Raw genomic sequence first — 15,229 nt, 5'->3', positions numbered from 1 at the left:
GGGACAGAAGGGAGGAACCATGAGTGCACGGCTGTTCGCCGTCGCCGCCGCCACCGAGGGCCAGCTCGAAGCCCTGCTGCACGCGCACCTCGACAGGGTCCGCGGCGCACACGCCCTGCCGCCGCTCGCCAGGTACTGCCACGAAGCCGCGACGGGCACCGGCGGCGACCACCGGATGTCCTTCGCCGTCGACTCCTACGAAGACCTGCGCACCCAGCTCGAAGAGGCCTGCGCGGGCGAGGCGGCCAGGGTCCCGGCGGAGGTCACCGCCCGTCGCCCCGGCCTGGTGTTGGTCTTCGCCGGGCAGGGGGCCCAGTGGTACGGGATGGGCCGCGAACTCATCGTGCATCAGCCGGTGTTCCGCGAGGTGATGTACCAATGCGACCGTATGGTACGGGAGTTCACGGACATCTCCGTCGTCGAGCAGCTGAACCTGCCGGCCGAGAGCGCACGGCTGGACGAACTGGACGTCCTCCAGCCGACGATGGTCTCCCTCCAGATCGCGCTGACAGCACTGTGGCGCAGCTGGGGGATCACCCCCGACGCCGTCGTCGGCCACAGCATGGGGGAGGTGGCGGCCGCCCACACCGCGGGCGGGCTGACCCTGCGCGAGGCCATGATGGTCGCCTGCCGGCGCAGCGCGCTGCTGCGCCGGATCGCCGGCAAGGGGGCGCTGGCGGCGACGGAACTCCCGCCCGCCGAGGCACACGCGCTGGCCGGGGCCAGCGGCGGCGCGATCAGCGTGGCGGGGGAGAACAGCCCCCGCTCCACCGTCCTGGCGGGCGACTCGCACTCGCTGACCGCGCTGGGCGAGCGACTGGAGGCGCGGGACGTCTACTTCCGGGTGATCAAAGGGACGGTCGCCTCGCACAGCCACTACGTGGAGGAGCTGCGCGAGGACCTGCACACCGCCCTGCGCACCCTGGAGCCGGCCCCCACCCGGGTGCCGATGTACTCGACGGTGACGGCCGAGCCGGTGGTGGGTGCCGGGCTCGGGTCCGCCTACTGGATGCGCAACCTGCGGGAGCCGGTGCGGTTCGGGGCCGCGGTGGAGAACCTCGCCGCCGCGGGACACGAGGTGTTCCTTGAGGTCAGTACCCATCCGGTACTGCTCAGCCCGGTGCGCCAGACGCTCGAACACGGCGAGCGGCAGGGCTGGTTGCTGCCCTCCGGCAGGCGGCGGGCCGAGATGCGCTCGATGCTCACCTCGCTCGGGACCCTCTACGCCTGCGGGCGGGAGCCCGACTGGGCGGAGCTGTCACGGCAGGAGCGGGCGGGTTCCCTGACTCCGTACCAGGCCGTCGTGCTGGACGCCGTACGCCTCCCCAGGCCGGTGCCCATGGGCGCGGTCTAGCAGAGACCGGGGGCGCGGCTCAGCGGGAAGCCGTCAGGAAGCAGGAGCAGGAAGGCCGACGGGGCCCGGAGACGGGCCCCGTCGGTATCAGGCGGCGGTGACCGGCGCGGCGGTCAGGCCGTACAGCCCCGACTGCCGGTGCAGGACGTCGAGGTCGACGAGCGCCCGGCGCAGCGAGACGGCGTCCAGGGCGCCGCTCTCGCACCACGGTCCGAGACGCTCCGTCACGGTGCGCTCGTCGTACTCCGCTCCGGGGGAGAAGGTGGCCTCCGCCACGTGCCGCAGGACCGCGTGCCGGGCCTCGTGCTCCGCCTCGTCGGGCAGGCTCACCAGCAGCCGGTCACGTACGTAGCCGCGCAGCCGGGCGTCGGGCTGCTCGGCGGCCGCCTCCTCGTCCCGGCGGCGTGCGGCGGTCTCCGCCACCGCCTCCAGGAGGCCTTCGGAGAGTGCGAGCCGGCCGCGCCCCTCGGGTACGAGAAGTCCGTTGCGGGTCATCTGCCCGATGGCCTTGGCGGCCACCGGGGTGTCGAGCCCCGAGGCGGTGAGGATTTCGGACGAGGTCGACGAGCCGAGCGCGACCGCGGAGAATACGCGGCGCATGACCGGGTCGGACAGCACGAGGGTGAATTCGTCAGGTGTCATCAGAGTGTTCCGCAGCCTGCCGGTACGGGCGCGCGGCGCCGGGGCGCCGCGCGCGCCGGGACCTCAGGGTCAGCGCCCCTTCCGCTTGATCTTGATGCTGGCCAGGTCGGTGGAGACCGACTTGAGCTCGACGCAGTCGGCGCCGAGCTTGCGGACGGCCGCCGTGGCGAGCTCCTCGGCCTGCGAGAGGACGAGTTCCTCGGTGTCGTCGTCGGTCGCGGGGATCAGCACGCGGAAGGTGAAGCCGTGCAGTCCGCGCTCGTAGGCCACGGTGCCCACCTCGGTGAACCGGGCGCTGAGCACACCGTGTTCGTCCGCCTGGGCGAGCAGCGACGCGCGCTGCTCTTCGTCGAGGGGCGCGAACTTGCCCCGGGTCAGGACCTGGTAGGTCGTATCGCTGCTCATGGTCGTGGGTCTCCAGACGTGGTTCTCGGGGGCGACGGGCCGTCAGCGGGGCGGCGCGCCTACGCCATTTCCTCCCGCCGGACCCGGTGATGCGGCAGGAGCAGCACCAGGACGGTGACCGGGATCAGGCCACCGGCCGCCCAGTACAGCGTCTCGCTGTAGGTGGACACGAACGTGTTGGCACGGATCTCACCGAGCGCGCCATTGATCGTATCGCGGGCACCGGGGTCGGCGCCCTGAACGAGCGTGGAACAGCTGGCCGGAACCTTGGCGAGATCGTCCTGGCCCAGTGCCTCGGTCGCGCACACCTGGAGGCCGGCGGCCTGCTGGGAGGAGACCGACTGGACGGTGGGCGCGACCTGTTCGGCCTCCCGGCTCGCGTTGCCCGCGAGCGACGCGAAGAAGAGGCTGCCGATGACCGCCACGCCGAGCGCGGCGCCGAGCTGACCGGTCGCGTTGATGATGCCGGACGCGGCTCCTGCCTCGTGCGGCTTGACCTCCCTGAGGACCAGCGCCGTCAGCGGAGGCATGAGCAGCCCCATCCCGGAGCCGATCAGGACCATGGAGGGGATCGTGTGCCAGGAGGTGATGTCCGTGGCGAAACGGTCGGCGACCCAGGCGAAGGAGATGATGCCCAGGAACATCAGGACCGCCCCCGCGAGCAGGCAGTAACGGCCGTAGAGCGGGGAGAACTTGCGTACGGCGAGACCGCCGACGATCGGTACGCACAAGGAGAACGGGATCGCGGTCAGACCCGTGTGCAGGGCCGACCAGCCGAGACCTGCCTGGAGGTAGAGGGTCCAGCTGAGGAAGAAGCCGGCCGGGACGGCGCTGAAGAGGAGCTGCACACCGGTACCGGCACCGAACGCGCGGACCTTGAACAGGGACAGGGTCACCAGGGGCGAGCCGTCCTTGCGGGTCTTGTGGCGTTCGTAGAAGACGAACAGTACGAGCACGGGGGCCGCGGCGACGAGCGAGACGATGCTCCACAGCGGCCAGTCGAGTTGACGGCCCAGGGTCAGGGGCATCATGAGCAGCAGCAGTCCGGCGATCACCAGCAGCATGCCGATGATGTCCAGCCGTTTCGCATGGGGTGAACTCGACTCCCGCATCCACTTCGAGGCGCCGATCAGGGCCGCCACGCCGACCGGCAGGTTCACCACGAAGATGCTGCGCCAGCCGAGGTCCAGCGGGCTCCAGCTGATCAGGATGCCGCCGATGAGGGGGCCGGACACGATGGCCAGGCCGACCATGCCCGCGTAGAGGCTGACGACGCGGCCGATCTCCTGGGGCGCGAAGGAGACGTGGATGAGCGCGAGCACCTGCGGCACCATGATCGCGGCGGTGAGTCCCTGCATGGCCCGCGCGATGACGAGGAGTTCGGTGCTGGGAGCCGCGGCGCACAGGGCGGACGCGAGGACGAATCCGCTGACGCCGACGAGGAACATCCGCTTGCGGCCGAAGATGTCACCGAGCCGGCCGCCGGTGATCAGCAGGACCGCGAAGCTCAGGGTGTAGCCGGCCGTCATCGCCTGGATGGCGACGGACGAGGCGCCGAGGTCGCGCTGGATGCTCGGGATGGCCACGGTGATGATGTTGGCGTCGAGCAGGTCCATGAAGGTGGCGACCAGCAGGACGGTCAGTGCGAGCCACCGCTTCGGGTCGAGCTCGGGTGCGTCTGGGGTGGCAGCTGGACCGGCGACCGCCGGCTTTACTGTCTGCCCTGCCTCGCTCATGGGTTCTTCTCCAGGTTTTCGGTGGTCGGTGCGGCCGCGGATTCGGCGGCCGGTTCGGCAGTGGTCTCGTCGGCCGGCCCGGCGGTGATCCCGTCAGCCGGTCCGGCAGTGGTTTCGGTGGCCGGTTCGGCCGTGGAGCTGCGGGCGAGGGCGGTCCAGGACTTCATCAGGAGTTCCACCACGTCCACGACGGAGTCGGTACCGCTCTCGTCGGGGCAGAGCACGCGCTGGATGGACAGCCCGTCGTCCAGTGCGTGCACGATCAGCGCCAGCATTTCCACCGGAGCCGGGGTGCTCACGCCGCGTTCGGCGAACCCCTGCCCCAGCGCCTGGGCGAGCGCCTCCCGGGACCGGCGCTCGCGGGCCGCCAGTACCGGCAGCAGCTCGGGGTCGCGCAGGCCGTAGAGCCAGAGTTCGGTGCGCAGCGCGAGCCAGCTGGCGAGGTTCTGGTCCCGTCGGCGGTGCCAGGAGCGCAGGTGTTCGAGCATCACCTCGAAGGTGGCCGCCTCGCGGGTCATCTCCTGGATCTCTTCCAGCTCGTGCTGGGTCCGCTGTTCCAGGAGGGCGAGGACGAGCTCGTGCTTGCCCTCGAAGTTGCCGTAGAAGGCGCCCCGGGTGTAGCCGGCGGCCTCGACGATGTGCTCCACCGAGGTGCCGCTGACCCCCTGGTCGGCGAAGAGGGAGGCCGCGGACTGGAGGAGCTGCTCGCGGGTGACCTGCTTGCTCTGCTGTCTGGTGAGTCGTTTGGTGATGGTGATCGCCTCCTTGGCGCGCCGCTCAGATACAGAACCGTATCCCAATTCGGTTGTGTATCTGAAATGGATTCACCCGGCAGCGGTGCCCGGGGCACGACAACGGGCCGCCACCGTGCCCGAAGGCGTGGTGGCGGCCCGTTGGTGCCGTCCTGACAGGAGGTTCCGGTGCGTCAGGAACCCGTGAACTCGGGGGTCCTGAACCGGTTGATGGCGTCGATGTGCCGGGCCCGCAACTCGTGGTCGCGCACGCCCAGGCCTTCCTTGGGTGCCAGCGCGAGGATGCCCACCTTGCCGTGGTGGCGGTTGTGGTGCACCTCGTGCAGGGCCTGCCCGGTGTCCTCCAGGGCGTACACCTTCGACAGGGTGGGGTGGATCCTGCCCTTGGATATCAGCCGGTTCGACTCCCAGGCCTCGCGGTAGTTCGCGAAGTGCGAGCCGACGATCTTCTTCAGGGACATCCACAGGTAGCGGTTGTCGTACTCGTGCGTGTACCCCGTGGTGGACGCGCAGGTGACGATCGTGCCGCCCTTGCGGGCCACGTACACGCTCGCGCCGAAGGTCTCGCGGCCCGGGTGCTCGAAGACGATGTCGACGTCCTCGCCACCGGTCAGCTCACGGATGCGCTTGCCGAAGCGCTTCCACTCCTTCGGGTCCTGGGTGTGTTCGTCCGCCCAGAACGCATAGCCCTCGGCGTCGCGGTCGATGACCGCCTCCGCGCCCATGGCCCGGCAGATGTCGGCCTTCTGCGCGCTGGAGACCACACAGATCGGGTTGGCGCCGCCGGCGAGGGCGAACTGGGTCGCGTACGAACCGAGTCCGCCGCCTGCGCCCCAGATCAGGACGTTGTCGCCCTGCTTCATGCCGGCGCCGTTGCGCGAGACGAGCTGGCGGTACGCGGTGGAGGCGACCAGCCCGGGGGAGGCGGCCTCCTCCCAGGACAGGTGCCGAGGTTTGGGCATCAGCTGGGTCGACTTCACCAGCGCGAGTTCCGCCAGGCCGCCGAAGTTCGTCTCGTAGCCCCAGATGCGCTGCTCGGGGTCGAGCATCGCGTCGTTGTGGCCGTCCGGCGCCTCCAGTTCCACCGAAAGGCAGTGCGCGACGACCTCGTCCCCCGGCTGCCAGGCGTGGACGCCAGGTCCGGTGCGCAGGACGACGCCCGCGAGGTCGGAGCCTATGACGTGGTACGGGAGGTCGTGCCGTCGGGTGAGCGGCGACCGGGCCGCGTACCGCTCCAGGAATCCGAAGGTCGGCAGCGGTTCGAAGAGGGCCGACCAGACGGTGTTGTAGTTGACCGAGGAGGCCATGACGGCCACCAGGGCCTCTCCCGGGCCGAGTTCGGGCACCGGGACCTCGTCCAGGTGCACCGATTTGCGCGGGTCCTTGTCCCGGGCGGCGAGTCCGGAGAACAGGCCGGTTTCGCTCTTGTGCAAGGTGATGGCCCGATAGGCCTCGGGGACGGTGAGTGCGGCGAAGTCCTCCCGCACCGCTTCACCGCTCATGACGGCGTTGACGATGTCCTGCATGTGGTGTCCGTCCTGCTCGTGGTGGCCTCAGGAAGGGGGCGGAGGGCGGTGCGGGGGACGTCGGGTCAGCGCACGAGGCGGTTCATCAGCCGGTCCAGCTCGGCCGCCGGGTCGGCGGTGAGACCGCAGTGCACCGCGCTGGTCTGGACGACCGCGCTGCGCGGGGCCGTGAGCCAGCCGAACCTCGAGCGGAGCGTGCCCGCGCCGGCCCGGCCGGCCGACCCGTCGCCCGCGCAGATGGCGCGGATCGCCTCCAGGGCGTCGGTGACGCCGGTCAGGTCGACCTCGGCGTCCAGCGCGCGCAGGCGGGCGGGGTCGATGTGCACCTCGGCCGCGAGGAAGTCGGCCTCCTTGCAGTAGAGCAGTGCGCCGATGTTGATGCGCTCGCCGCGGTCGACGCGGGGAACGGCTTGCAGCAACGCGTAGTCGAAGCCCAGGGAGGGAGAGGAAACGATACTGTCCAGGGAGGGTGCGGAAGTGGTGCTCATGCCGACGCCTCCGGCCACCAGGCGCGCCCACCCGCGAGACGGGCCAGCAGGTATTCGACGTAGCGTCCCCGAAGGGTCTGCGGGTCCGCGCCGTTGGCCGAGTTCATGCTCGCCAGGAAGCTGTCGGGCACCAGGCCGAGGATCCGCTCCAGCGCCTCGGCCGTGACGAGGGCGGCCAGTTCGGCGTCGAGGGCGTCGAGGGCCGGGGGTGCGAGCGAGGACACCCGCTCGGACAGGACGTGCGAGCCCATCCCGTAGTCCCGGCCGGCCCAGCCGTCCACCGCGGGCCACGAGTGCTGGAAGATCAGCGCCGCGCCGTGGTCGATCGCCCACAACTTGCGGTGCCAGATGAGGAGGTTGGGGTTGGACCAGGTGCGGTCCACATTGGCGGTCAGGGCGTCGAGCCAGTAGATGCGGGCGGCTTCCTCGGCCGGTGCCCGCCAGGCGATGCCGTCGTAACCCACCGAACCCGGCAGGAAGTCCATGGCCAGATTGGGACCGGTGCTGGCCTGGAGGAGTTGCTGCACTTCCTGGTCCGGCTCGCGGCGGGCCAGTTCGGTGTCCACGTCGAGGATGACCAGGTCAGGTACCCGGATACCGAGGTGGCGGCCGAGCTCACCGACCACGATCTCGGCGACGAGTGCCGCGCTCCCCTGTCCGGCTCCGCGGAATTTCACGACGTACGTTCCGTCGTTATCTGCCTCGATGATACCGGGCAGAGACCCGCCTTCCCGCAGAGCCGTCAAATACTGCGTTCCTTTTACTTCTTTCAGCATGTCGATCACCCTAGTGGCCTCGGATGGGCCCCTCCAAGGGGGATATAGAGTTCTGGCCATTCGGTGGCCGGATCGAGTGGGTAGGGAGTCCGGGTGGAATGTCGCACCCTTATGGATTTCGGTCAGGGCGGGTCTGTGACTTGAAATGGCTGTTACCGGCGGTGAGGTGTCCGTCAGGTGTCTTCCGGGTGTCCGTGAGGTGTCCGCCAGGTGTCCGTCGGGTGTCTTACGGGCGCGGGCCGGCCGGTACGACGATCCCGGTCGCCACGTACTCGACGCCCTCCCGGACGACGGTTCGCCAGTGCCCGGTGAAGGTGTCGACCCGGCGCCCGCCCACCACGGGTCCCGGCACGTGCAGCGAGCTGCGGAAAGTGCCCCGCTCCGGGGCCGGGGTGATGGTGCAGTCGCTGAAATCCAGCCATCGGCCCATGAGCGGGAACCAGGTCTTGTACGTGCTCTCCTTCGCGCTGAACAGCAGCATGTCCCAGGCGACGGCCGGATGGGACAGCGTGAGCCGGTCCAGCACGCGGCGCTCGTCGGCCGAGGCCACCATCTTCTCCACGCCCCTGGGCAGTGCGGAGTTCGGCTCGGCGTCGATCCCGACCGAGGCCACCGCCGTGGTCCTGGCGACCGCCGCCGCCCGGTAGCCGGGGCAGTGCGTCATGCTGCCCGCGACGCCATCGGGCCAGACGGGGGCCCGTGAGGAGTCGTGCAGGATCGGTCCGGGCTGGATTCCGATCCTGGAGAGTGCAGTGCGGGCGCACAGCCGGACCGTGGCGAACTCGCGCCGGCGCTTGTCCACCGCGTGTTCCACGATGTCGGCTTCCTCCGGGTAGAGGTGGATTCCGGGCGGGTCGGCGAACAGCTCGACGATCATCACATCCGGCAGCACTCCGGCGAGCAGACCGGGCTCGACGAAATCGCCGTCCGCCCAGGTCGGATGGGGTTCGAGCATCGGGTGACGGTGGCCGAGCTCCGGCTCCTGGATTCCTGGCACGAGTGACCTATCCCCTTGCGTAAAGCGGTAATGATCGTCCACGATGCTTTCTTGTCGACCCGATTCCGGTCAAGGGGAAAGGGGTCGTGCCCAAAGTAGTTTTAGCGGTCAACTACTTTGACGGGCACTGTGCTAGACAGGGATTTCCGGCAATGCAACGGGGGAATAGTGAATCGTCACTGTCGTCAGGCATGGCCGCATCCGGGTAGGGGGATGCATGTATCCGCCGGAAACTTCGCCGGTTCCGGGTGGATGCCCATATGCTGACCCGTGCGGTCGTCCTCGGCCTTCCCTCACTCTCCGTGGGCGGCCTCTCCGAGAACTGGCTGCTGCGTGAGGCCGGTGACCTCCACTGGGCACTGCTCGGAGAGCACTTCGACCTCCCGATCGCGGCGCTTACCGACGCCGACGGAGTACGGCTGCTGCCGGCCTTCACCCGTGCCCGGCTCATGGCGGCCGACTCCCTCCGGTTCTTCACCGAGCACGACGAAGGCGAACTGACGGGCACGCTGGCCAGGCTCGATGAGCACACCTTCGTGAGTGACATCCGATTCGCGACGGCGACGACCTCCGTGGCGGTCCGGCTGCTCACCTCCTTCGTCCGCCGGGGCGCCGGCAACTGGCTCGTTCCCGGTACTCCGCTGCGCGACGGCCGTACCGCCGTGGCCGAGGCGAGCACGGAACACCGGGACTTCCAGGGTGAGTTCCGCGCTCTGGCCCAGCCGGAGCCCGTCGGCGCCACCGGGCTGTACACCGACATCTACGAGTTGAACCCCTTCGCCGACGTGAACGCGGCGGGACTGCTCTACTTCGCCTCGTACCCGCACATCAACGACCGCGGCGAGCGCAAGTACATACAGACGCTGGTGCCGGACGGCGAATGGGCCGTCGACGCCACCACCGCCAGCCGCGACATCGTCTACCTCGGCAACTGCGACCTCGGCGACGCCGTGCGCTACCGCCTGGACGACTGCCGTTGGGAGACGGACGACCGGGTGGTCCTCACCTCCTCCCTGCTGCGGGAACGCGACGGCCGGCCGCTCGCGCGTCTGGAGACCGTCAAACGGCTCGTCCGGCCCGAGGCGTACACGTCCCTGCGGGGCGACGGGGCGACCCCGGTCGCGATCGCCTCCTCGTCCGCCGGCCCATCGGACCCTCCGGCCTCCTCGGTCTCTGCGGCTTCTTCTTCCGGGGCCTCCGAGGCATCGGTGCGGGCCGCCCTGCCCGACGACTTCGAACGCCGCCTGCTGGCCCTGCTGGAGAAGGTGCTCGACGAACCGGCCGGCTCACTCACCGCCGACGACGACCTGCGCCGGCGTGGACTGGACAGCCTGGCCCTGACGGAGGCCGCCGCACGGGCCGAGGAGGAGATCGGCTGCGAGATAGACCCCAGCACCCTGTTCCAGGCCTTCACGGCCGGGGCCATCGCCCGGGTACTGCGGGGCGAGCGCCCGGATCCGGGCACGGCCGTACAGCTGCCGGCCCCCGGCGCCGCCGTACCGGCCTCCGAAGGCGCGATACCTGCGCCCGGCGGCGTCATACCCGCGCCCGGCGGCGCGATACCGGCGTCCGGCGGGCCCATCCCCGTACCCGCGTCCGGCGGTGCGATACCGGCACCCCGCGGCGCGGCCCCCACGTCCGGCGGACCCGCGCCGATCGCCGTGATCGGCATGGCAGGCCGCTTCCCCGGCGCACGGAACGTGCCCGAACTGTGGGACCTGTTGGGCCGTGACGAAGACGCCGTCCGGGACATCCCCGCGGACCGCTGGTCCGCGGCCGATCACCCAGGGCTTATCGGCAGGGCCGCCCTGCTCGACGACATCCGCGGCTTCGACCACGAGTTCTTCGCGATCAGCCCCCGCGAGGCCGCCTTGATGGACCCCCAGCAGCGGCTGCTGCTGGAGACCGTGTGGGCGACGGCCGAGGATGCCGGATGCGATCCGACCTCGCTGTCCGGGAGCCGCACCGGCGTCTACGCGGGCGTCTGCCACTGCGACTACGCCGCGCTGATCGCCCGGCACGCCGGGCAGGACGAACCGCACCTGAGCGTCGCGGTCTCCCCCTCCCTGGTGGCGAACCGGGTCTCCTACGCCCTGGGCCTGCGCGGGCCCAGCGTCGCCGTGGACACCCTCTGCTCCTCGTCCCTGGTCGCCGTCGCGCAGGCCGTTGCCGCGCTGCGGACCGGCGAGTGCGAGCAGGCGTTCGCGGGCGGCGTCAACGTTCTGTGCGACCCCGCCCGGCACCACGCCTACCAGCGCACCGGGGTGCTGAGTCCGCGTGGCCGCTGCCACACCTTCGACGACGGTGCGGACGGGTACGTCCGCGGCGAAGGCGTCGCCGCCCTGCTGCTCAAGCCACTGGACCGGGCGCTGGCCGACGGCGACCAAGTGCACGCGGTGATCCGCGGGGTGGCTGTCAACCACGGCGGGCAGGCCCAGTCCTTCACCGCCCCCAACCCGGACGCCCAGGCCGACCTTCTCGTCTCCGCCTACAACGAGGCGGGGGTGGATCCGCGCACCGTCGGCTACATCGAGGCGCACGGCACCGGAACGCGCCTGGGCGACCCGATCGAGATCTCCGGCATGGTCGCGGCGTTCGAGCGGCTCTACGAGCAGTGGGGTCACGCGCGGCCCGCCGAGCCGCACTGCGCGGTCGGCTCGGTCAAGAGCAGCATCGGCCACCTGGAGGCCGCCGCCGGAATCGCCGGCATGGTCAAGGTGATCCTGGCCATGCGGCACCGGGTGCTGCCCGCCGTACGAAACCTCGACCGGCCGAACCGGATGATCAAGATCGACGGCACCCCGCTGCGGCTCCAACTGCGGCGCACCGCATGGGAGTCGCCTGCGGGCGGCGGCCCTCGCCGGGCCGGCGTCAGCTCCTTCGGGATGGGCGGCACCAACGCACACGTGGTCCTGGAGGAAGCACCGCGGACCGCCGGCCGCGCGATCGCCGGTCCCGCGAAGGCGGGTCCGGTCCTCGTGCCGGTCTCGGCCCGGACCCCGCAGGCCCTGCGGGCCGCCGTGACAGCCCTGCTGGAGGCCGTACGCTCGCCGCAGGCCCCGCCGCTCGAATCGATCGCGCGGACCCTGCGGACCGGGCGGGCGGCGCTGGCCTGCCGGGTGGCCGTCGAGGCGGCCGACCTCGGCGAACTCGGCGCGCGGCTCGCCTCGGTACTCGGCACCCTGGCGGACGCACCCGCGGGCGGACTGCCCGCCACGCTGTCCGGAGGGCCGGAAACGGACTGGGCCCCGCCCCCGGCCGCCCCGCCCGTGTCGCTGCCGACCTACCCCTTCAGCCGCGACCAGCACTGGGTGGCACCCGTCGCCGAGGCCGGACTCCTCACCACCACATGGGTGGACGCCCCCGAACCCGACACCGGCGACGCCGCTCGCACCGGGCGGCTGCTGGTGGTCACCACCGACCCGCAGCTGGCCCGTACGGCAGGCGCGGAACGCGCCGTCGTGCACGTCCCCGGAGATCCGCTGCCCGAGGTGGGCGGCCTGGGCGGGATCGTCGACCTGGTCGACCTGACCGCCCCCGGCACCCTGGTCACCGAACGCATCGCCCTGCTCCAGCTGATGCTCACCTCCAACCCCCGTGCGGGGCTGCGCTGCGTGCACGTCAGCGGCGCCGAACGCTCCGTACTCGCGGGCTTCTACCGCTCCCTGTCCGGAGAGTTCCCGATGCTCCACGGGCGGACCGTCCGCGTCGACGGAAGCCCGGCCGAACTCGCCGCCGCCGTCAGGGCGGAGACGGCGGCCACCGGCCGGGAGACCGAGATCCGTTACGAGGGCACGCGCCGCCGGCGGCCGGTGGCGGCCTTCGCCCCCGAGCGGGCCGTCGAGGACGTCCTCGACGGCATCGGCCAGGGCGCGGTGCTCATCACGGGCGGCCTCGGCGGCATCGGCCTGCGCCTCGCCGCCCACCTGGCCGCCCGCGGCGCACGGCACATCGTGCTCGTCGGCCGGTCCCGGATACCGGTCCGCAACCAGTGGGCCGCCCTCGTCGCCGCGCCTGCCACGGACCCGGTCCTGCGCGGCCGCCTCACCGCGCTGCTCGCTCTCGTCGAGCGCGGGGTGACGCTGACCGTACGGACCGACGCGCTGGACGATGTGGCCTCCCTGCGCAGACTGATCGGACGGGTCAGGAAGCAGGCGGGCGGGATCGACGCCGTCTTCCACTGCGCGGGAGTGATGGACCCGCCCACCTCCTTCCTGTCTCGCACGTCCGAGGACATCTCCCGCGTGCTGCGGCCCAAGACCAAGGGCCTGGAGGTGCTGTGGTCGGCCTTCGGGGCGACCCCGCCCAGGCTCATGGTGCTGTTCTCGTCCGTGGCCGGAGCACTGCCGCGCCTCGCCGCGGGCCATCTGGACTACGCGGCGGCCAACGGCGTCCTCGACGACTTCGCCGCCGCCCACGACGCCGGCGCCTCCGGCTGCGAGGTGCGCGCGCTGCGCTGGCCGCTGTGGCAAGGCGTGGGCATGGGCACGGACCGCAAGAGCGCGAGCGGCGCACTCGGCATTCCCGACCTCGCGGCGGCCGACGCACTGGAACTGCTCGACCTCGCCCTGCGGGTGCCTGGTCATCCAGTGCTCCTGCCCTGCCGTACGGAGCGCGCGGGGGTGGCCGTCGAGGAACTGTTCCTGGCGCCGGAGCGCCCTGCCGCGTCCCACGCCGGACGGCCTCACGCCGACGCCGACGCCGACGCCGACGCCTACGCCGGCCCGGCGCGGGGCCCCGTCGCCCCGAATACGTCCGTACCGCAGACGCGGGGCGAGTCCGCCGCCACGGTGGCCCCGGACTGGCTGTACGACCTCGTGGCCCGCACCACCAAGGTCGACGGCGGTCTGCTGGGCCCCGACACCCTGCTCGGCGACATCGGTGTGGATTCGCTCCTGATGGCCGAACTGGTACGCGACTTCGAAGAGAGGCTCGGCCACCCGGTGGACCCGAGCCTTCTCCAGGAGCACCCGACGCTCGGCGGACTCGCCGCCGCGCTCGGCGCGCCTCCCGCCGACCAGGGCCCCGCTGATCCGGCCCCCGCACCGGCCGAGCAGGCCTCGGCGCGGGAACCGGCCGGGACGCGGGCACCGTCCGTGGCCCCGTACCCCGCCAACCCGGCCCCGGACAGGCGGCCGACGCCCATCGCGGTGATCGGAATGGGCTGCCGGCTGCCGGGCGCCGCCGACACCGGGCAGCTCTGGGAGGCCCTGCTGGCGGGACGCGACCTGGTCACAGAGGTGCCGTCCGACCGCTGGGACCTGTCCTCCTTCTACAGCCCCGCCGGCGGGACCGGGCGCAGCCAGAGCAAATGGGGCGGATTCCTGGACGACGCCGCCCTGTTCGACCCGGAGTTCTTCGGATTCGACGCCGAGGCGGCCCGCCATCTGGACCCGCTGGCACGCAAGGCGCTGGAGGTGTCCGTGGAATGCCTGCGGGATGCCGGCTACCGCGAGGACGAGGTGCGGGGAGGGGCCATCGGCGTCTTCGTCGGCACCCGTACCGGAAACCACCGCACGCACCTGCAACCCCCGGAGCGGCCGTACATCGCCGGTGTCAACCAGAACTTCGTCGCCGCCCACATCTCGCACTTCCTGGACCTCACAGGGCCCAACCTCGTGATCGACAGCGCGTGTTCCTCGTCCCTGGTGAGCATCCACCTGGCGGCCCAGAGCCTGGCCTCGGGGGAGTCGTCGATGGCCCTGGCCGGAGGCGTGGATCTGCTCTTCGACGAGGAGCCGTACCTCATGCTCAGCGCGGGCAAGGCGCTGTCGCCCAGCGGGCGCTGCCGCACCTTCGACGAGTCCGCCGACGGTCTCGTTCCGGGGGAGGGCGCCGGGATGGTGCTGCTCAAACGTCTCGACGACGCCCGCCGGGACGGGGACCGGGTGCTCGCGGTGCTGGAGTCGTCGGGCGTCAACAACGACGGCCGGACCATGGGGTACACCACGCCCAGCGGCCGCGCCCAACGCAACCTGATCTCGGACGTGTTGAACCGTGCGGGGATCGACGCGCGCACGGTCGGCTACGTGGAGGCGCACGGCACGGGCACGATGATCGGCGACCCGATCGAGCTCCAGGCCCTGACCGCCGTCCACCGGACGCACACCGAGGACGTCGGCTACTGCGGCATCGGCAGCATCAAGAGCACGATGGGGCACCTCCTCAGTGCCGCGGGCGTCGCCGGTTTCATCAAAGCGGTACAGATCCTGCGGCACGGTCTGGTCGTACCCACGCTGCACTGCGAGCGGCCGAACCCGCGCTTCGCCTTCGCCCAGTCGCCGTTCTTCCCCGTCACCCGGGTCTCGGAGCTGCCACCGGGCAGCCGGGTGGCGGTCAGCGCCTTCGGCTTCGGGGGCACCAACGCCCACGTCCTGCTGGGCCCAGGCACGCCCGGGGAGCCGGGACGGCCGCCGCTGCCATCGCCCGCCTACCGGCGCAGCAGATTCTGGCGCGAGCCCGCCGGGCCGGGGCCGGCAGCTCGGTCGGCCCGCTCCGCCAGGCTCGAACTGACCTTCCCGTAACCCGGCGCGGCCGGGCCCGTCGGGCCCCC

The 15,229-nt window shown here is 71.4% G+C and carries 10 protein-coding genes; 2 read left to right on the top strand and 8 right to left on the bottom strand.

The window, feature by feature from the left end; genetic code table 11:
- The first annotated feature begins 19 nt into the window (after positions 1-19).
- The gene (locus ACZ6S6_RS28620; protein WP_469707471.1) at positions 20-1,354 is read left to right on the top strand and encodes an acyltransferase domain-containing protein; all 1,335 of its coding nucleotides are present in this window, start codon (positions 20-22) and stop codon (positions 1,352-1,354) included.
- 87 nt (positions 1,355-1,441) lie between these two features.
- On the opposite strand, the gene ACZ6S6_RS28615 is transcribed toward ACZ6S6_RS28620, so the two are convergent.
- From ACZ6S6_RS28615 to ACZ6S6_RS28580, 8 genes are all read right to left on the bottom strand, one after another.
- Positions 1,442-1,996: a DUF2087 domain-containing protein gene (locus ACZ6S6_RS28615; RefSeq protein WP_469707469.1), complete on the bottom strand. Its 555-nt coding sequence runs from the start codon at positions 1,994-1,996 to the stop codon at positions 1,442-1,444.
- Positions 1,997-2,065: 69 nt separating this feature from the next.
- The gene (locus tag ACZ6S6_RS28610; protein WP_469707468.1) at positions 2,066-2,401 is read right to left on the bottom strand and encodes a DUF6204 family protein; all 336 of its coding nucleotides are present in this window, start codon (positions 2,399-2,401) and stop codon (positions 2,066-2,068) included.
- Positions 2,402-2,460: 59 nt separating this feature from the next.
- The gene (locus ACZ6S6_RS28605) at positions 2,461-4,137 is read right to left on the bottom strand and encodes an MFS transporter (RefSeq protein ID WP_362961051.1); all 1,677 of its coding nucleotides are present in this window, start codon (positions 4,135-4,137) and stop codon (positions 2,461-2,463) included.
- Complete coding sequence (locus tag ACZ6S6_RS28600; RefSeq protein WP_469707466.1) at positions 4,134-4,937, bottom strand: TetR/AcrR family transcriptional regulator; 804 nt, start codon at positions 4,935-4,937, stop codon at positions 4,134-4,136. The genes ACZ6S6_RS28605 and ACZ6S6_RS28600 overlap by 4 nt, the downstream gene beginning before the upstream one ends.
- 125 nt (positions 4,938-5,062) lie before the next feature.
- Complete coding sequence (gene ccrA / locus ACZ6S6_RS28595) at positions 5,063-6,415, bottom strand: crotonyl-CoA carboxylase/reductase (RefSeq protein ID WP_469707464.1); 1,353 nt, start codon at positions 6,413-6,415, stop codon at positions 5,063-5,065.
- Between the two features lie 65 nt (positions 6,416-6,480).
- Positions 6,481-6,903, bottom strand: coding sequence for a DUF3037 domain-containing protein (locus ACZ6S6_RS28590; protein ID WP_469707462.1), 423 nt, complete (start codon positions 6,901-6,903; stop codon positions 6,481-6,483).
- A complete protein-coding gene (locus tag ACZ6S6_RS28585) occupies positions 6,900-7,679 on the bottom strand; it encodes a HipA family kinase (protein WP_362961040.1) in 780 nt (259 codons plus the stop codon). The genes ACZ6S6_RS28590 and ACZ6S6_RS28585 overlap by 4 nt, the downstream gene beginning before the upstream one ends.
- 226 nt (positions 7,680-7,905) lie before the next feature.
- Positions 7,906-8,676 (bottom strand): 4'-phosphopantetheinyl transferase family protein, encoded by a 771-nt coding sequence (locus ACZ6S6_RS28580; RefSeq protein ID WP_362961037.1) that lies wholly within the window; start codon positions 8,674-8,676, stop codon positions 7,906-7,908.
- Positions 8,677-8,936: 260 nt separating this feature from the next.
- On the opposite strand from ACZ6S6_RS28580, the gene ACZ6S6_RS28575 reads away from it, so the two are divergent.
- Complete coding sequence (locus ACZ6S6_RS28575; RefSeq protein ID WP_469707458.1) at positions 8,937-15,200, top strand: beta-ketoacyl synthase N-terminal-like domain-containing protein; 6,264 nt, start codon at positions 8,937-8,939, stop codon at positions 15,198-15,200.
- Positions 15,201-15,229 lie beyond the last annotated feature (29 nt).

It is taken from the genome of Streptomyces sp. NPDC048671 (genome assembly GCF_055587045.1).
This window is presented reverse-complemented; position numbering and strand designations above follow the sequence as displayed.